Below are 17,546 nucleotides of genomic sequence, written 5' to 3'. Positions count from 1 at the left end.
CTACGCCGTGGACCGCTCGGCCGACGCCTCCAGTCGGCCCTGGCGCTTTACGGGGCACACAATCAAGATCAAAGGCCTCACGGGATCAAGATCACAAGCGGTTCGCGGGGGACGCAGGTTACGCGCGCACAAGCGCGCAGTGTCACCGCGTACCCAACATCCGCAGCCACCTCCCCGGCGCCACCCCGTACGCCTGCTTGAACAACCGGCTCATATGCGCCTGGTCATGAAACCCCGCCACCACCGCCGCCTCCACCAGCGAACACCCCGCCAGCATCGCCCGCCGCACACCCTCCAGCCGCCGCTGCACGCTGTAACGGTAAGGGCTGGTGCCAAACAACGCACGAAAATCCCGTGACAGGCCCCAGCGATCACGCCCGCTGGCCCGCTCAAGGTCGGCCAGGCAGATGGCCTCGCCCAAGGTGGCATGGATGAACTGCCGCGCGCGCTCCGCCGCGACGAAATCCAGGGCGCCACGCGGGCGCTTCTGCCCGGCGGCGGCTGCCAGGGCCTGGGCCACGTCGAACAGGGCGTCGTCCTCGGCCAGCGGGTCGATGGCGCTGTGCATGTCGCCCAGCAGCACCTGGGTGGCCGCGAACAGCCGTGGGTCATTGCTCAGGCCGCCCTCGATGAAGGGCAGCGGCTGGCCTCCCAGCACCTGCTGGATCAACGCCGGCTCCAGGTAGATCATGCGGTACTGGAACCCCGCCTCGGTGCCGGCCTGGCCGTCGTGCACCTCGTCCGGGTGCAACACCAGGGTGCCGCCCGGCAGGCTGTGGCGCAGGGCGCGGCGGTAGTTGAAGCTCTGCACCCCGGCCAGGGTGCGGCCGATGGCGTAGGTGTCGTGGCGGTGCGGGGTAAAGCCGTGGCCGGCGAAGCGCGCTTCCAGGCGCTCGAAACGCGTGGGGTGCGCGGCAGGCAGTACCCAGTCGGTGGTGGTCATGCTCAGCTTCCTGCGGGTGATTCGCAACACTGCACGATCATACAAGACCCTGCCTGGTGCCGCCCGCTAAGGTTCGCCCATCCACCACCAGAGCGAATCCAAGCATGCCAGCATCCATCAATTTCCAGCAGAAATTCAGCCTGTTCAGCGAGCAGTGGCAGCCCAAGGTGATTGCCGAGATGAACGACTACCAGTTCAAGATCGCCCGCCTGCACGGCGAATTCGTGTGGCACAGCCACGCCGACACCGATGAGACGTTCATCGTGGTCGAGGGCTGCCTGCGTATCGAACTGCGCGACGGCGCGGTCACCGTCAATGCCGGGGAGATGTACGTGGTGCCCAAGGGCGTCGAGCACAAACCCTGCGCTGCGCAGGAAGTAAAGCTGCTACTGATCGAGCCGCGCGGCGTGCTCAACACCGGCGACCAGGGCGGCGACCGTACGGCCAGCAACGACGTGTGGGTGTAACCCCGTAGCAGCTGCCGCAGGCTGCGTCCGCCGGCACCGCGTTCTCCCAAGGCGACCGCGGTGGGGTGGGACGCGGCCTGCGGCCGCTGCTACGCGGAATCGTAATATTGAGATATATGAATATCTAGTTTACACTATTGCCACTTTATCGCTGAACCACAGGCTCCCACTTGAAAGACTCCGCGCTGTTCCGCCCCGCCACCCTCGGCCCGTTCACCCTGAAAAACAGCATCGTGCTGCCTCCCCTGACGCGCTCGCGCAGCAGCCAGCCGGGCAACGTCGCCAACGCGCTGATGGCCACCTATTACCGCCAGCGCAGCAGCGCCGGCTTCATGGTGACAGAGGGCACGCAGATCGAACCGCGTGGCCAGGGCTATGCCTGGACGCCGGGCATCCACAGCGCCGCGCAGGTGGCTGGGTGGCGTAAGGTGACCGAGGCCGTGCACGCCGAAGGCGGAGTGATTTTTGCCCAGCTGTGGCACGTGGGCCGGGTGTCGCATACCTCGCTGCAACCCAACGGTGATGCGCCCGTGGCGCCATCGGCCATTGCCGCGACAGGCGTCAGCGTGTTCGTGGAAACCGGCCCGGGCACGGGTGCCCTGTGCCCGCCATCGACACCACGCGCCCTGAGCCGCGAGGAAATTGCCGAGCTGGTGCAGCTGTACGCCAACGCCGCGCAAAATGCCCTGGACGCTGGCTTCGACGGGGTGGAGATCCACTGCGCCAACGGCTACCTGATCAACCAGTTCATCTCCGCCCACAGCAACCAGCGCGACGACGAATACGGCGGCAGCCTGGCCAACCGCCTGCGTTTCCTGCGCGAAGTCACCCAGGCCGTCGCTGCGGTGGTGGGCAAGGAGCGCCTGGGCGTGCGCTTCTCGCCGCTGTTCGAAAGCACCGACGAGGCGCGGGTGTACCTGGGGCTGGTGGAAGAAGACCCGCGTGCCACCTACCTGCAGGCCATCCAGGTGCTGGAAGACGTCGGCATCGCCTACCTGTCGCTTGCCGAGGCGGACTGGGACAACGCCCCGGAGCTGCCGGCGGACTTCCGCCAGGTGGTGCGCGACACCTTCAGCGGCGCCATCATCTACGCTGGCAAGTACACCGCCGAGCGCGGCAACCGCGTGCTGGACGCAGGCCTTGCCGACCTGATCGCCTTCGGCCGGCCCTTCATCGCCAACCCCGACCTGCCGCGCCGCCTGGCCCACGGCCTGGCGCTGAACCCACTGGATGCGGCGAGCATGTACGGTGGCACTGAACGCGGCTATATAGACTATCCGGTCCATAGCGAGTAAACCCCTGACGCGCCAGGCACAAGTGTCGTAAAATCACGGGATTACCCGACTGTGTGATTTATGAGCATCGATATCAACGAAGCCCTCAAGGCGCTCGACAACCCGACCCGCCTGGCGATTCTTGGCTGGCTGAAAGAGCCGAGCAAGCATTTCCCCGAACAACAGGTGAACCCCGACGAGGTGGGCGTGTGCGTGAGCATCATCCAGGCGCGCGCCAACCTCTCGCAGTCCACCGTGTCGCTGTACCTTGCGGCGCTGCAGCGCGCGCAGCTGGTGACCTCGCAACGCATCGGGCCGTGGACCTACTACAAGCGCCACGAACAGAACATCGAGGCGTTCCAGCAGGCGCTGCGGGCGTTGATCTGAATGGACGCGGCCGTCGTGTAGCAGCGGCCGCAGGCCGCGTCCCCAACCATCACCGCACCCGATACACCTTCACCAGCACCGCGTCCTTCGCCGGTTTGAGGCTGGTCAGGCTGCCCACGTACACCGCCTGGTTCAGCCACCCATACGGCCCATCCGGCGCCTGGATATTCACCGTCGAATACGCATAGCGCCCGGCGCCACTGCCATGCACCAGCACCTGGTTGCGCACGGTCAGCACCGCGCCGTCGTCGGTCTGCATCTCATACAGCGCGTCCAGCTGCTTGACGCCATCGGCGCGCAGCAGCTGGCGGTCGGCGCCGCCGGCCAGGATCCTGCCCTTGAGCCCCGCGCCGTGGAACTCTCCGCCGGTGATCGGCACCCGAAAGCGCTCGCCCAACGGGCCCTTGCCCAGGGTTTCGCCCGGGGCGATGTCGATGACGGCCTCGTACACCGGCTCCAGCACCGGCGCGGTGTCGGCGGCGTGGGCCAGGGTAACGGGCAGCAGCAGGCTTAAGGCGAGTACCAGCGGGTGACGGCGCATGAGGGCATCCTTTCGAGTTGTTGTAGGGAAGCGGCTTGACCAGCAAAGTAGTTAATAGTATTAACCATATTGTTCATTCCGCCACAACAACAAAAAGGATTTGCTCGTGAAACGACCTTTTGCCCCGACCCTACTGAGCCTGTGCGTGGTGGCTGGTGCTGCCCTGGCCGACGACGATGCCCAGCGCTGCGCGGCGCTCACCAGCAGCAGCGCCGACGTCACCCTGAGCCTGCACCAGTGGGTGGCCGCCGGCCAGCTACCCCAGGCCAACCCCGGCCGCGCGGCGCTGACCGGCGCCGCCCTGAGCAAGGCCGCGATGCCGGCCCACTGCCTGGTGCAAGGCGTGATCGGCGCGCGCACCGGTGCCGACGGCCAGGCCTACGGCAGCCACTTCGAACTGCGCCTGCCCAGCCCGTGGAACGGCCGCTTCCTGTTCCAGGGCGGCGGCGGCATGGACGGCGTGGTCGGCCAGGCCCTGGGCGCCATTCCGTTCCGCGGCGCCAGCGCCCTGCCCGCCCTGGACCGCGGCTACGCGGTGGTCAGCACCGACTCCGGGCACACCGGCAAGGACAACAGCGACTCGCGCTTCGGCGTCGACCAGCAGGCGCGCCTGGACTACGCCTACGCGGCCATCGGCAGCGTCACCGCCCAGGCCAAGGCGCTGATCCTCGCCTACTACGGCAAGGCCCCGGCGCACAGCGTGTTCATGGGCTGCTCCAACGGCGGCCGCGCGGCGCTGGTGGCCGCCCAGCGCTTCCCCACCCAGTTCGACGGCATCATCGCCGGCAACCCCGGCCTGCGCCTGAGCCGCGCCGCCGTGGCCCAGGCCTGGGACACCCAGGCCTTCAGCCGCGCGGCGCCGCGCACCGCCGACGGCCAGCCGATCCTGGCCCAGGCCCTGACCCAAGCCGACCAGGACCTGCTGGCCAAGGCCGTGCTGGACCGTTGCGACGCCCTGGACGGGCTCAAGGACGGCAGCATCGACGCCATGAGCCACTGCCAGTTCGACCCCGCCGTGCTTACCTGCAAGGACGGCCAGGCCAGCGGCTGCCTCAGCCAGGCCAAGGTCGAGGCCCTGCACGCGGTGTTCAACGGCGCCCACGACAGCCACGGCCAGGCGCTGTACAGCGACTGGCCATGGGACGCCGGCATCGCCTCCGACGGCTGGCGCGTGTGGAAACTGGGGCAGTCCAGCACCGGCAAGGCCGACGCCCGCAATGCCACCCTCACCCCCGGCTCGCTGGGGCTGTACTTCATGACCCCGGCGCAGGCCAACCTCGACCTGGCCCACTTCAATTTCGACCAGGCGGTCGCAACCACCGCGCAGACGGCGGCGATCAACGACGCGGTCGCCACCCAGTACTCCAGCTTCACCCAGCGCGGCGGCAAGCTGCTGGTGGTGCAGGGCAACAGCGACCCGGTGTTCTCCGCCAACGACCTGCGCCGCTACTGGGCGCGCCTGACCAGCGACAACGGCGGCCGCCAGCAGGCCGAGCAATGGGCGCGGCTGTTCGTGGTGCCCGGCATGACCCACTGCGGCGACGGCCCGGCGCTGGATGACTTCGACCCGCTGACCGCCATGGAAACCTGGCAGGACAAGCAGCAGCCACCGGCGCAACTGCTGGCCCGCGGCAGCGCGTTCCCCGGGCGCACGCGGCCGTTGTGCGCCTACCCGCAGGAGGCGCATTACCAGGGCCAGGGGGATGTGTTTGCTTGTCAGGAGCCTTGATGAGTGGGACGCGGCCGTTGGCCGCTGCTACAGGGGCGTAGCAGCGGCCAACGGCCGCGTCAGGGCTCAAAACAACTTGATCGGATACCCCACCGTAAACCGCGTCTCATCCAGGCTGCTCTGGAACGTCGACCGCAGGCTGTACAGGCTCAACGACAGGCTCAGATCCTTCCACTGCCCCGACTGAATCACATAGCGCACGTTGAAGTCGCGTTCCCACTCATGCCCGTCCACCGCGTTGCTGCGCTGCACACCCCAGCCGTGCACGTACTTGGCCCCGGCCACCAGCCCCGGCACGCCGCTGGCGGCGAAGTCGTAGTCGTAGCGCAACTGCCAGGAGCGCTCGTGGGCGTAGCCGAAGATGTTGTTGACGTGGTTGGTCATCACCGTGGGGCTGTCCTGCAGGCCCACGAAGTCGTCCTTGCCGAACATTTTCTGCAGCCCCAGCAGGAAGGTATGGCCACTCTGCCGCCAGCTAAGCCCGGCGTAGGCAGCGCGGTTGTCGAGGTCGCCAGCCTTGGCCGCGCCCTGCTCGGTGCTCACGTACAGGCCGGTGTCCAGGCGCAGGATCCCGGTGCCCATGGGCTGGTCGTAGGTGAAGCGGTAGAGGTCCTGGGCGTAGATGTCCTTCAGCTCGGCATGCCAATAGGCTAGCTGCAGGCGGCCGTCCACCAGGCGGAATTCGCCGCCCAGGTAATCGAAATAATCACCGTCGATGCTGCTGCCGTGCATGTGCAGCTTTTCCTGGTTGGTGGAGTCGCGGTTGCTGAAGCTGTCCAGCCGGCCGCCGTACAGCGTCGCCCATTTCACCGGGTCGGACACCAGGGTGGCGCCCACGTAGGTCTGCGGCAGCAGGCGCGCGTCATTGGTGCGCACCACCGGCAGGCTGGGCATCTGCTCGCCCACCTTAACCAAGGTGTTGAAGCCCTTGAACTTCAGCGCCCCGCCCAGCCGCCCATATTCGCCGGGGGCGCCGCTGGCAGTCTTGGGCAGCAGCCCGGAGCCGGCGGTGCCGGGGCCGCTGTCCAGGCGTACCCCCCACTTGCCGATCACCTCGACGCCAACCCCGACGACGCCGGGGGTAAACCCCGACGTGCCTTGCAGGATAAAGCCCTGGGCCCACTCCTGGCGCTTGTTCTGGGTGGCGTCGCTGTTCTTGAAATTGCCCTGGTAAAAGGCGTTGCGGGTATTGAGGGTGGCGCTGGCGTCGTCGAAGAATCCTTCGGCCTGCACCCCGCTGGCCTGGGCCAGGCAGCCGGCACTCAAGGTGACGGCCAGGGTGCAGGCGCGACGCGGCCTGCGCGGCATGAAAGGCTGTGCCATGGGCAATCTGACTCCGTTTATTGTTTTTGTCGGAACACGTGCCGATATCCTTCGGCACACCCGGAGTATGACCAACCGGATAATATTATTAACCATTAAGAACATTAACTGTTCGATCATCGCCCGCTATGTGTTCGGCGCCTGCGAACCGGGCTGGTACACTGCCTCATCGTTTTTGCCCAAGGACCGCCATGATCCACATCCGCCCCATGACCGACGCCGATTTCGACGCGTTCTGGCCCACCTTCCAGGCCGTGGTCGCCGCCCAGGAGACCTACGCCTACGACCCCGCGGTAACCGCCGAGCAAGCCCGCCAGCTGTGGCTGGGCCTGCCGCAGCACACCCTGGTGGCCGAGGAAGACGGCGTGCTGCTGGGTAGCTACTACCTGAAGGCCAACGCCGCCGGGCCCGGCAGCCACGTGTGCAACTGTGGCTACATGGTCACCGAGGCCGCCCGCGGCCGTGGCGTGGCGCGGCTGATGTGCGAGCACTCCCAGCGCCTGGCCCGCGACAGCGGCTTCCTGGCCATGCAGTTCAACTCGGTGGTGGCCAGCAACGAAGTGGCCGTGGCGCTGTGGACCAAGCTGGGCTTCGACACCGTGGGGCGCCTGCCCAAGGCCTACCGTCACGCCCGCCTGGGGCTGGTGGATTGCCTGGTGATGTACAAGTGGCTCGAACCACAAAACCCGCAGGCCATGCTGATTGGCCGCAAGAACATCGAATCGGTGGTGTCGCGCCCGCGTCGCAAGCCTTCAGCCCGGTAAAAAACCACAAATTTGATAATCCACGGCATTGATGCCACTCTCGGGTTATCCGGTTTTTTCCATCATCGTCATCCGGTTCAAAGAGGAGGCTTTCTTCTGTCGTGCAGCAGTTCCGGCCCGTGCCAGGCCGGATTCACAACGTTTGAATGAAGCCAGCCGCGGGTTGGCTCCATTGCTCTCAAGGAATGTGCAATGACTCAACAACGACACGTAATCAATGCATCCGTCAGCCCCAAGGGCAGCCTGGAGACCCTGTCGCAACGCGAAGTACAGCAACTGAGCGAAGCCGGTTCCGGCAGCATCTATACCCTGTTCCGCCAGTGCGCCCTGGCCATCCTCAACACCGGCGCGCATATCGACAACGCCAAGACCATCCTGGACGCCTACCAGGACTTCGAAGTGCGCATTCACCAACAGGATCGTGGTGTGCGCCTGGAGTTGCTCAACGCCCCCGCCGACGCCTTCGTCGACGGCGAGATGATCGCCAGCACCCGGGAAATGCTGTTCAGCGCCCTGCGCGACATCGTCTACACCGAGAACGAGCTGGACAGCACGCGCATCGACCTGAGCACCTCCCAGGGCATCACCGACTACGTCTTCCACCTGCTGCGCAACGCCCGCACCCTGCGTGCCGGCGTCGAGCCGAAGATGGTGGTGTGCTGGGGCGGCCACTCCATCAACAGCGATGAGTACAAGTACACCAAGAAGGTCGGCCACGAGCTGGGCCTGCGCAAGCTGGACGTCTGCACCGGCTGCGGCCCGGGCGTGATGAAAGGCCCGATGAAGGGCGCCACCATCGCCCACGCCAAGCAGCGCATGAGCGGCGGCCGCTACCTGGGCCTCACCGAGCCGGGCATCATCGCCGCCGAGGCGCCGAACCCCATCGTCAACGAGCTGGTGATCCTGCCCGACATCGAGAAGCGCCTCGAAGCCTTCGTGCGCGTGGGCCACGGCATCATCATCTTCCCCGGCGGCGCCGGCACGGCCGAGGAGTTCCTGTACCTGCTGGGCATCCTCATGCACCCGGACAACGCCGGCCTGCCCTTCCCCGTGGTGCTCACCGGGCCGAAAAGCGCGGCGCCGTACCTGGAGCAGTTGCACGCCTTCGTCGGTGCCACCCTGGGCGAAGCCGCCCAGCGCCACTACCAGATCATCATCGACGACCCGGCCGAAGTGGCGCGGCAGATGACCCAGGGCCTCAAGGACGTGAAACTGTTCCGCCGCGAGCGCAACGATGCCTTCCACTTCAACTGGCTGCTGAAGATCGAGGAAGGCTTCCAGCGCCCCTTCGACCCCACCCACGCGAACATGGCCAGCCTGCAGTTGAGCCGCGCGTTGCCGCCCCACGAACTGGCGGCCAACCTGCGCCGGGCGTTCTCCGGCATCGTCGCCGGCAACGTCAAGGACAAGGGCATCCGCCTGATCGAGCAGCACGGCCCGTACGAGATCCACGGTGACCCGGCCATCATGCAGCCGCTGGACAAGCTGCTGAACGCCTTCGTCGAACAGCACCGCATGAAGCTGCCTGGCGGCGCGGCGTACGTGCCGTGCTACCGGGTGGTGCAGTAAGCCCCGGACGCGGCCTGCAGCCGCTGCTACGCCCTGTAGCAGCGGCCGCAGGCCGCGTCACCCACCACCATCAATTCCATCGATAACCACCATCGCGCGCTTCGTCTTCCGCCTTTCCCCCAGCGGCGTAACATCCCCTGCATACACCACGTATCGGGAGGAACCGCCCCATGCTTATCCATCTGCTCACCTGCCTGGCCTTGACCGCCGTCACCCTGCACCTATTCATCCTCCCGGCCGTGGACATGGCGCGCGCCGCCGTTAGTAGCCAATAGCTATCAGCTTGTACATGCACAAACGTTCACTTGAGTTTCACCCGCCTGCGTTCGAAGCTCAGCCCAACGAATATCAACCACGTTGATGATTCCTACTGCCCCGGAGCCTGCCCCATGATCCGACCCGTGACCCTGAACGTCCGCTTCCCCCGTTTTGGCAAGAACTACTACGTGCAAGACGTGGTGTCGCTGAAAGCGCCGCTGCAACTGATCACCAACAACGGTTTCGACTCGGTGCTGATGCCCCAGGCCAGCCAGCACTTCAGCAACGAGGTGGTGGGCCTGAACGACCAGTTCCGTTTCCTCAACAACATCCTTGCCGCTCATCTGCTCGACGCGCCGCAGCCCCGTGGCAACGCCCGGTCTTGAGCCCTTGCCAGCATTTGTAGCATTCCAGATACCTTGATTAGCTTGCTATCTAACTAGTGGGTTCGCAGAATTGCGACTCTTTTCAACGAGTTAACGAAATGCGCATTCTTTCCGCCCTGGTACTTTCCCTGAGCCTCTGCAGCACCGCCGCCATGGCCAACGACGTCGTTGGCGCCGTGGTCGGTGCCGCCGGTGGCGCGGTCGTCGGCAATCAGGTTGGCGGCACCCAGGGCGCGGTCATCGGTGGTGTAGCCGGTGGCGTGCTGGGCGTGGCCGTTTCCAACCTGCTGGAGCATGATCACGGTGGCCACCACCACGATCACGGCGGCCCGGCCCCAGCGCCGATGCATGGCGGCCCAGGCCCAGGCCATGGCCCCGAGCACTTCCACCACGAAGGCGAAGGCGGCCCACGCCCTTGACGAAAAAACCCGGCGAATGCCGGGTTTTTTTATAGCTGCGCGGTAGCTTTTGACCTGGCTTTTGATCTGGCTTTTGCTTTTGATCTCGCTTTTGACCTGGCTTTTGATCTTGGCCCCGTTAAGCGCCCGGGCCGACCGGAGGCGTTGATCAAGCGGGCCGAGGCGTAGCCGAGGGAGACGGAACCGGAGGCGCTTCTATTCCGGGCCGTCGTCCGCTTGAGCGACGCCGGAGGGAGGGGACCCGTAGCGCAGCGGAGGGCCCAAGCAGGGGCGAGAATTTTTGGTTACTTTTTTTTCGACTGAAAAAAGTGACCCGGCGTAAGGCCGGAACGGTCGGTGGTCGCACCACGAAAATGGATATGTCCGAAACCCTAAAAAGCGGGATCCACATATCGTGAACATATCCATTACCTAGGGTGATGCACAATCACCTTTCCGCCCTTACGGCGGGTCACTTTTTGACAAACGCCTCAAAAAGTAACCAAAAAAGGCTTGCCCCTGCTTGGGCCCTCCGCTGCGCTACGGGTCCCCTCCTTCCGGCGCCGATCAACGGGCAGACGGCACCCGCTATAGAAGCCTGCGGGTTACCGTCTCTTCGGCCTGCGGCCTCGGCCCTTCGGGCAGCCCGTTGAGCGACGCCTCCAGTCGGCCCGGGCGCTTTACGGGGCATACAATCAAGATCAAAAGCCAGATCAAGAGCCAGATCAAAAGCCGGATCAAAAGCCCAAAAGCCGGATCAAAAGCAGATCAAGTTACGCCCTGCCATACTGGAATCTACCCCGTCCACGAGGTAACCACCATGCAACGCTGCGACGTGCTCATCGTCGGTGCCGGCCCCACCGGCCTTGCCCTGGCCCTGTGGCTAAGCGCCCAGGGCATCCAGCCGCGCATCATCGACCAGGCCCTGGAACCCGGCACCACCTCCCGCGCCCTGGCGGTACAAGCCCGCACCCTGGAGCTCTACCAGCAACTGGACCTCAGCGACCATATCCTGCGCCACGGTCACACCGTGGCCGCCATCAACCTGTGGGTCAAGGGCACAGCGGTCGCGCACCTGCCGTTCTCCAACATCGGCGAAGGCCTGACGCCCTACAGCTTCCTGGAGATATTCCCCCAGGACGAACACGAACGCCTGCTGATCGAACGCCTGCAAGCCCAGGGCATCAGCGTGGAGCGCGGCGTGACCCTGCGCGGCCTCGTCGACCAGGGCGAGCAGGTGCTGGCGCAGCTGCAACACCCTGACGGGCACCTGGAGTCCTGCGTGGCCAGCTACCTGGCCGGCTGCGACGGCGCCCGCTCCACCACCCGCAACGCCCTGGGCAGCGGTTTTCCCGGTGGCACCTACCAGCAGGTGTTCTACGTCGCCGACGTGGTCGGCCAGGGCCCGGCGTTCAATGGCGAGCTGCACGTGGACCTCGACGAAGCCGACTTCCTGGCCGTGTTCCCACTGGCCGGCACCGGCCGCGCGCGGCTGATCGGCACCGTGCGCGACGAGCGTGCCGCCCGCGCCGACAGCCTGCAGTTCGAAGACATCAGCCGCCGCGCCATCGACCACCTCAAGGTGCAGGTGGACCAACTGAACTGGTTCTCCACCTACCACGTGCACCACCGGGTCACCGAACAGTTCCGCCATGGCCGGGTGTTCCTGCTCGGTGACGCCGCGCACATCCACAGCCCGGCCGGCGGCCAGGGCATGAACACCGGCATCGGCGACGCCATCAACCTGGCGTGGAAACTGGCCAGCGTGCTCAAGGGCAACGCCGACGACAGCCTGCTGGACAGCTACGAGCAGGAACGCATCGGCTTCGCCCGGCAGCTGGTGGCCACCACCGACCGCGTGTTCACCTTCGCCACCGCCCAGGGGCCCATGGCCGACCTGCTGCGCACCCGCCTGGCGCCGCTGCTGATTCCCAGGGCGCTGGCCCTGGGCCCGGTGCGCGACTGGCTGTTCCGCACCGTGGCGCAACTCACCCTGCACTACCGCCACAGCGCCCTCAGCGACGGCGTCGCCGGCCACGTGCATGGCGGCGATCGGCTGCCCTGGGTGGCCTTCGACGGCACCGACAACTTCGCCCCGCTGAAAGCCATCGAGTGGCAGGTGCACGTGTACGGCAACGCCGATGAAAAGCTGCGCGCCGTGTGCGAAGCCGAGGGCCTGCCCCTGCACGTCTTCCCCTGGCAAGCCGCCTTCGACCACACCGGCTTCGCCCGCAACGCCCTGTACCTGATACGCCCGGACGGCTACGTGGCCCTGGCCACCGGCGACCACCTGGCCATCACCCTCACCGACTACCTGGCCCGCAGCGCCCGCCGCCCACCGGCACTGTAGCGGCCCCGCGAAGGCGTAGCCGCTGCCGCAGGCTGCGCTGGCCCTTTGTGCCACTGAAGATCTCCCGGGTGTACACCGGCCAGCGCAGCCTGGCGGCAACGGCTACGGGAAATTGCGATGCATTCACGTGGCTGATCCTGCCCCGGCAACAGGATAGACATGGCTAAGCTGACCCCACCCGCCCCCGCCGAGGCCACTCCATGGACGAAGCAACCTACCTGGCACAGCTACAGCAACGCTGGGCCCAGGCCTGGCCCGCCGACGTGCCCCGCACCGCCCAATACCCCCTGGGCGAACGGCCGCTCACCGAATACCTGCGTCATTGGGCAACGGTCCAGCCTGACCACCCGGCCCTGCACTTCTACGGCCACAGCCTGACCTACCGCGAGCTGGACCAGCTCAGCGACCGCTGCGCCGCGCTGCTGAGCAGCCTGGGCGTGGCGGCGGGCGACCGGGTCGCCGTGCTGCTGCCCAATTGCCCGCAAATGCACATTGCCTTCCTCGGCATTCTCAAATGCGGCGCCGTGCACGCCCCGGTCAGCCCGCTGTCCCAGCACCTGGAGCTGGCCCACCAGCTTGGCGATTGCGGTGCCACCGTGCTGATCGGCCTCGACCAACTGCTGCCGCTGGTGCAGCAGGTACGCGACCGCACGGCCCTGCACACCTTGATCGCCACCAGCCTCAGCGAACTGCGCCCGGCGCGACCCACGCTGCCCGTCCCCGACCTGTTGAAGGCGCCGAAACGGCCAGTGGCCGACGCCCTGGACTTCTACCCGGCGCTTGCCGCCTGCCAGGCCGCCGTGCCCGAACACCCCGTGCAGCTCGACGACATCGCCGCGCTCAACTACACCGGCGGCACCACCGGCCTGCCCAAGGGCTGCATCCACACCCACCGCGACATGCTCTACACCTGCGCCAGCTTCGTGCCCACCGCCCTGGGCTGCGACCGCCACGCGGTGAGCCTGAACTTCCTGCCGCAGTTCTGGATCGCCGGGGAAAACGCCGGCTTGCTGTTCCCCCTCTACAGCGGCTGCAGCCTGGTGCTGCTGGCGCGCTGGGAGCCGCTGGCGTTCATGGCCGCCGTGGCCCATTACCGCGTGACCCACACCGGCATGCTGGTGGACAACCTCGCCGAGGTGCTGGACCACCCGCAGGCGGGGGAGCACGACCTTCGTTCGCTGCAACGGGTGGGCGCGATCTCGTTCATCAAGAAGCTGACCCTGGACTACCGCCGGCGCTGGCACGCGCTGACCGGCTGCACGCTGTTCGAGTTCAGCTTCGGCATGACCGAGACCCACACCTGCGACACCTTCACCTATGGCCTGCAGGCCGATGACCTCGACCTGCGCGAAGCCCCCACGTTCGTCGGCCTGCCGGTGCCCGGCACGCAATTCAAAGTGTGCGACTTCGACAGCGGCGCGCTGCTGCCCCTGGGCAGCACCGGTGAGCTGTGCGTGCGTTCGCCGGCGCTGTTCAAAGGCTACTGGCAGCGCCCCGACGCCAGCGCCCAGGCCCTGCGCGACGGCTGGCTGCACACCGGCGACCTCGGCCAGATCAGCGCACAAGGCTTTATCCGCTACCTGGGCCGGCGCCGGGAAATGCTCAAGGTCAACGGCATGAGCGTGTTCCCCAGCGAGCTGGAGGCGCTGCTGGGCCAGCACCCCGCCGTGCTGGCCAGCGCGGTGCTGGGGCGCGCCCACGCGGTGCGCGGCCAGGAGCCGGTGGCCTTCATCGTGCTCAAGCCTGGCAGCGAGGAAACCGCCGGCAGCCTGGAGCAGTGGTGCCTGGGCGCCATGGCCCGCTACAAAGTCCCGCAGGTGCGCCTGGTCGAGGGCCTGCCCATGACCGCCACCGGCAAAGTCAGGAAACAGGAATTGGAAGCCCTACTGTGACCCCAGCCATCACCCGCCTGCTGATCGCCAACCGTGGCGAAATCGCCATCCGTATCGCCCGCGCCGCCGCCGAACTGGGTATAACCAGCGTGGCCGTGTTCAGCGAGGACGACGGCGACGCCCTGCACCGGCGCAAGGCCGACGAACAGGTGGCCCTGCGCGGCCGCGGCGCCCCGGCCTACCTGGACCGGGCGCAGCTGGTCGCCGTTGCCCGTGACCACGGCTGCCAGGCCATCCACCCCGGCTACGGTTTCCTCAGCGAAAATGCCGACTTTGCCCGCGACTGCGCGGCAGCCGGGCTGATCTTCGTCGGGCCGTCGCCCCAGGCCCTGGCGCTGCTGGGCGACAAGGCCCAGGCCCGCGCCCTGGCCGCGCGCTGCGGCGTGCCGATCGCCACCGGCAGCGCTGGTGCCATCGACCTGGCCACGGCGCGCCAGCTGCTGCAACACGGCCCCATCATGCTCAAGGCCCTGGCGGGCGGCGGTGGCCGTGGCATGCGCGCGGTGCGCAGCGAGGCCGAACTGCTGGCCGCCTTCCCCCTGTGCCAGGCCGAGGCCCTGGCCGCCTTCGGCCAGGACGCGCTGTACGCCGAGCGCCTGATCGAAGCCGCGCGGCATATCGAAGTGCAGGTGGTCGGCGACGGCCACGCCGTCAGCCACCTGTGGGAGCGCGACTGCAGCCTGCAACGCCAGCACCAGAAGCTGCTGGAGATCGCCCCCGCGCCCTTCCTCGCCCCGGCCCTGCGCCTGGCGCTGCTGGACGCCGCCCTGAGCCTGGCACGCGCCTGCGAATACCAGGGCATCGGCACCTTCGAGTTCCTCGTCGACGAGGCCGCTGGCCAGTTCGTGTTCATGGAGGCCAACCCGCGCCTGCAGGTGGAACACACCATCACCGAGGCCATCACCGGCGTCGACCTGGTGCAGGCCCAACTGCGCCTGGCCCAGGGCCACAGCCTGGCCGAGCTGGGCCTGGCAGAGCCGCCGCGTGCCCAGGGCGTGGCCGTGCAGGCGCGGATCAACCTGGAGCGCATGCAGGCCGACGGCAGCGCGCGCGCCAGCGGCAGCCTGATCAGCGCCTATGAACCGCCCAGCGGCAGCGGCCTGCGGGTGGACGGCTGCGGTTACGCCGGCCTGCACAGCCACCCCGGCTTCGACTCGCTGCTGGCCAAGCTGGTGGTCCACGCCGAGGACCTGCCCACCGCGCTGCGCCGCGCCTACCGGGCGCTGTGCGAGTTCCGCCTGGAGGGCGTGGCCAGCAACCTCGGTTTCCTGCAGAACCTGCTGTTGCGCCCGGAGCTGGGCCGGCAGGCGCTGACCACCGGTTTCATCGGCGCCCAGTTGCCGGCGTTGCTGGCAGCGCCCGCAGTGCCGCACCCCAGCCTGTTCGCCGCGGCCGCCGTGGCGCCCACCAGCTGCACCCAGGCGTCTCTGCAACTGCCGCCCGGCAGCGTGGCGGCGACCGCAGCGGGCCAGGGCGTGCTGGTCAGCCATGAAGTAGCGCCTGGCGACCACGTGCGCCAGGGCCAGGAGCTGGCCGTGCTGGAAGCCATGAAGATGCATTTCGTGCTCAAGGCCGACCGCGACGCCATCGTCCAGCAACTGCTGGGCAGCCCCGGCGACACCATCAGCGAGGGCCAGCCCTTGTTGATTCTGCAGCCAGCGGACCTGGCCACCGGCGAGGACCACAGCGAACAGGCCGTGGACCTTGATGAAATGCGCGCCGACCTCGCCGAGGCCCTGGAACGGCACGCGCTGACGCTGGATGAACGCCGCCCCGAGGCGCTGGCCAAGCGCCACGCCAAGGGCTTGCGCACCACCCGGGAAAACCTCGCCGACCTGCTCGACCCGGACAGTTTCAGCGAATACGGCAACCTGGCGCTGGCCGCCCAGCGCCGCCGGCGCAGCCTCGAAGAGTTGATCGCCCAGAGCCCGGCAGACGGCCTGGTGGCCGGCACCGGCACGGTCAACGCCGCGCTGTTCGGCGCCCAGGCCGCGCGCTGCCTGGTGCTGGCCTACGACTACAGCGTGTTCGCCGGCACCCAGGGCATGATGAACCACAAGAAAACCGACCGCCTGCTGGGCCTGGCGCGCGAGTGGCAGCTGCCGGTGGTGCTGTTTGCCGAAGGCGGCGGTGGCCGCCCCGGCGACACCGATTTCGTTGGCGTGGCGGGCCTGGACTGCCACACCTTCGTGGCCATGGCCGGGCTGTCGGCGCAGGTGCCGTTGGTGGGCGTGGTCTCGGGCCGCTGCTTTGCCGGCAATGCCGCGCTGCTGGGCTGCTGCCACGTGATCATCGCCACCCGCGACGCCAGCATCGGCATGGCCGGCCCGGCGATGATCGAGGGCGGTGGCCTGGGCCGTTTCAGCGCCGAAGAAGTCGGCCCCAGCCACGTGCAGAGCGCCAATGGCGTAATCGACGTGCTGGTCGACGACCAGGCGCAGGCGGTGGCGATGGCCAAGCGTTACCTGGCCTACTTCCAGGGCCCGCTGAACGACTGGCAGTGCGCCGACCAGCGCCTGCTGCGCCAGGCCATCCCGGCGAACCGCCTGCGTGGCTACGACATTCGCACGCTGATCGACACCCTGGTGGACGAGGCGTCCTGCCTGGAGCTGCGCCGCGACTTCGCCCCCGGACTGATCACCGCGCTGGTGCGCATCGAAGGTCGGCCGTTCGGCCTGCTGGCCAACAACCCGCTGCACCTGGGCGGCGCCATCGACGCTGCGGCCGGCGACAAGGCCGCGCGCTTCATGCAGCTGTGCGAGCGCCTCGGCCTGCCGCTGCTGTCGTTGTGCGACACCCCCGGCTTCATGGTCGGCCCGGCGGCGGAACAGCAGGCCACGGTACGCCATGTGTCACGGCTGTTCGTCACCGCTGCCAGCCTCAGCGTGCCGTTCTTCACCGTGGTGCTGCGCAAGGGCTACGGCCTGGGCGCCCAGGCCATGGCCGCCGGCAGCTTCCACAGCCCAGTGTTCACCATCGCCTGGCCCAGCGCCGAGTTCGGCGCCATGGGCCTGGAGGGTGCGGTGCAGCTGGGCTTCGCCAAGGAACTGGCGGCGCAACCGAGCCCCGAGGCGCGCCAGGCGCTGTACGACAAGCTGGTGGCCAAGGCCTACCAGAACGGCAAGGCCATCAACATGGCAAGCTTCCTCGAGATCGATGCCGTGATCGACCCGCAGGACACCCGCGCCTGGCTGATCCGCGGCCTGAACGCGCTGCCGCCACGCAAGCACGGCAGCGCGCCGGGGTTCGTCGATACCTGGTAATG

At 67.4% G+C, this 17,546-nt stretch carries 14 protein-coding genes; 11 read left to right on the top strand and 3 right to left on the bottom strand.

All coding sequences use genetic code 11. The features are described from left to right. Window positions 1-142: 142 nt before the first annotated feature. Complete coding sequence (locus ACWKWX_RS27875) at window positions 143-943, bottom strand: AraC family transcriptional regulator (RefSeq protein WP_483829477.1); 801 nt, start codon at window positions 941-943, stop codon at window positions 143-145. A gap of 104 nt (window positions 944-1,047) precedes the next feature. Between ACWKWX_RS27875 and ACWKWX_RS27870 the strand changes: the two genes are divergently transcribed. From ACWKWX_RS27870 to ACWKWX_RS27860, 3 genes are all read left to right on the top strand, one after another. Beyond that, entirely contained in the window at window positions 1,048-1,410 is a 363-nt protein-coding gene (locus tag ACWKWX_RS27870) for a cupin domain-containing protein (protein ID WP_416424905.1), read from the top strand. Between the two features lie 170 nt (window positions 1,411-1,580). Then, window positions 1,581-2,705 (top strand): alkene reductase, encoded by a 1,125-nt coding sequence (locus tag ACWKWX_RS27865; RefSeq protein ID WP_483829476.1) that lies wholly within the window; start codon window positions 1,581-1,583, stop codon window positions 2,703-2,705. Window positions 2,706-2,765: 60 nt separating this feature from the next. Next, a complete protein-coding gene (locus ACWKWX_RS27860; protein ID WP_416424907.1) occupies window positions 2,766-3,071 on the top strand; it encodes an ArsR/SmtB family transcription factor in 306 nt (101 codons plus the stop codon). A 49-nt stretch (window positions 3,072-3,120) separates the two neighbouring features. Here the strand turns inward: ACWKWX_RS27860 and ACWKWX_RS27855 are convergent, their stop codons facing one another. Beyond that, window positions 3,121-3,612, bottom strand: coding sequence for a DUF3237 domain-containing protein (locus ACWKWX_RS27855; RefSeq protein WP_483829475.1), 492 nt, complete (start codon window positions 3,610-3,612; stop codon window positions 3,121-3,123). Window positions 3,613-3,718: 106 nt separating this feature from the next. Here ACWKWX_RS27855 and ACWKWX_RS27850 point away from each other — a divergent pair, with 106 nt between their 5' ends. Further along, a complete protein-coding gene (locus tag ACWKWX_RS27850; RefSeq protein WP_483829474.1) occupies window positions 3,719-5,341 on the top strand; it encodes a tannase/feruloyl esterase family alpha/beta hydrolase in 1,623 nt (540 codons plus the stop codon). A 66-nt stretch (window positions 5,342-5,407) separates the two neighbouring features. Here ACWKWX_RS27850 and ACWKWX_RS27845 read toward each other — a convergent pair whose 3' ends face one another. Then, complete coding sequence (locus ACWKWX_RS27845) at window positions 5,408-6,664, bottom strand: OprD family outer membrane porin (protein ID WP_483829473.1); 1,257 nt, start codon at window positions 6,662-6,664, stop codon at window positions 5,408-5,410. Window positions 6,665-6,855: 191 nt separating this feature from the next. On the opposite strand from ACWKWX_RS27845, the gene ACWKWX_RS27840 reads away from it, so the two are divergent. The 7 genes from ACWKWX_RS27840 to ACWKWX_RS27810 all read left to right on the top strand — a co-directional run bounded on the left by ACWKWX_RS27840 (window position 6,856) and on the right by ACWKWX_RS27810 (window position 17,544). After that, window positions 6,856-7,428 carry a GNAT family N-acetyltransferase gene (locus ACWKWX_RS27840; protein WP_416424911.1) on the top strand — a complete coding sequence of 191 codons (573 nt, stop codon included), beginning with the start codon at window positions 6,856-6,858 and terminating at the stop codon, window positions 7,426-7,428. 192 nt (window positions 7,429-7,620) lie between these two features. After that, window positions 7,621-8,997 carry a nucleotide 5'-monophosphate nucleosidase PpnN gene (ppnN, locus tag ACWKWX_RS27835; RefSeq protein WP_416424912.1) on the top strand — a complete coding sequence of 459 codons (1,377 nt, stop codon included), beginning with the start codon at window positions 7,621-7,623 and terminating at the stop codon, window positions 8,995-8,997. 389 nt (window positions 8,998-9,386) lie between these two features. Then, window positions 9,387-9,641: a hypothetical protein gene (locus ACWKWX_RS27830; protein ID WP_416424913.1), complete on the top strand. Its 255-nt coding sequence runs from the start codon at window positions 9,387-9,389 to the stop codon at window positions 9,639-9,641. 98 nt (window positions 9,642-9,739) lie between these two features. Continuing rightward, entirely contained in the window at window positions 9,740-10,060 is a 321-nt protein-coding gene (locus ACWKWX_RS27825) for a YMGG-like glycine zipper-containing protein (RefSeq protein WP_416424914.1), read from the top strand. Between the two features lie 799 nt (window positions 10,061-10,859). Continuing rightward, window positions 10,860-12,389 (top strand): FAD-dependent monooxygenase, encoded by a 1,530-nt coding sequence (locus tag ACWKWX_RS27820; RefSeq protein WP_483829472.1) that lies wholly within the window; start codon window positions 10,860-10,862, stop codon window positions 12,387-12,389. Between the two features lie 200 nt (window positions 12,390-12,589). Beyond that, entirely contained in the window at window positions 12,590-14,281 is a 1,692-nt protein-coding gene (locus tag ACWKWX_RS27815; protein WP_483829471.1) for an AMP-binding protein, read from the top strand. Beyond that, window positions 14,278-17,544 (top strand): acetyl-CoA carboxylase family protein, encoded by a 3,267-nt coding sequence (locus tag ACWKWX_RS27810; protein WP_483829470.1) that lies wholly within the window; start codon window positions 14,278-14,280, stop codon window positions 17,542-17,544. Before ACWKWX_RS27815 ends, ACWKWX_RS27810 begins: the two co-directional genes overlap by 4 nt. The last annotated feature ends 2 nt before the right edge of the window (window positions 17,545-17,546 follow it).

Source organism: Pseudomonas imperatae (assembly GCF_057128625.1).
The sequence above is the reverse complement of the archived record's forward strand: the minus strand, read 5'-3'. Positions and strand labels throughout refer to the sequence as shown.

Coding starts and splice junctions, on each gene's coding strand:
- ACWKWX_RS27875 (WP_483829477.1), bottom strand. CDS start 943: ATGACCACCACCGACTGGGTACTGCCTGCCGCGCACCCCACGCGTTTC.
- ACWKWX_RS27870 (WP_416424905.1), top strand. CDS start 1,048: ATGCCAGCATCCATCAATTTCCAGCAGAAATTCAGCCTGTTCAGCGAG.
- ACWKWX_RS27860 (WP_416424907.1), top strand. CDS start 2,766: ATGAGCATCGATATCAACGAAGCCCTCAAGGCGCTCGACAACCCGACC.
- ACWKWX_RS27855 (WP_483829475.1), bottom strand. CDS start 3,612: ATGCGCCGTCACCCGCTGGTACTCGCCTTAAGCCTGCTGCTGCCCGTT.
- ACWKWX_RS27845 (WP_483829473.1), bottom strand. CDS start 6,664: ATGGCACAGCCTTTCATGCCGCGCAGGCCGCGTCGCGCCTGCACCCTG.
- ACWKWX_RS27840 (WP_416424911.1), top strand. CDS start 6,856: ATGATCCACATCCGCCCCATGACCGACGCCGATTTCGACGCGTTCTGG.
- ppnN (WP_416424912.1), top strand. CDS start 7,621: ATGACTCAACAACGACACGTAATCAATGCATCCGTCAGCCCCAAGGGC.
- ACWKWX_RS27830 (WP_416424913.1), top strand. CDS start 9,387: ATGATCCGACCCGTGACCCTGAACGTCCGCTTCCCCCGTTTTGGCAAG.
- ACWKWX_RS27825 (WP_416424914.1), top strand. CDS start 9,740: ATGCGCATTCTTTCCGCCCTGGTACTTTCCCTGAGCCTCTGCAGCACC.
- ACWKWX_RS27820 (WP_483829472.1), top strand. CDS start 10,860: ATGCAACGCTGCGACGTGCTCATCGTCGGTGCCGGCCCCACCGGCCTT.
- ACWKWX_RS27815 (WP_483829471.1), top strand. CDS start 12,590: ATGGACGAAGCAACCTACCTGGCACAGCTACAGCAACGCTGGGCCCAG.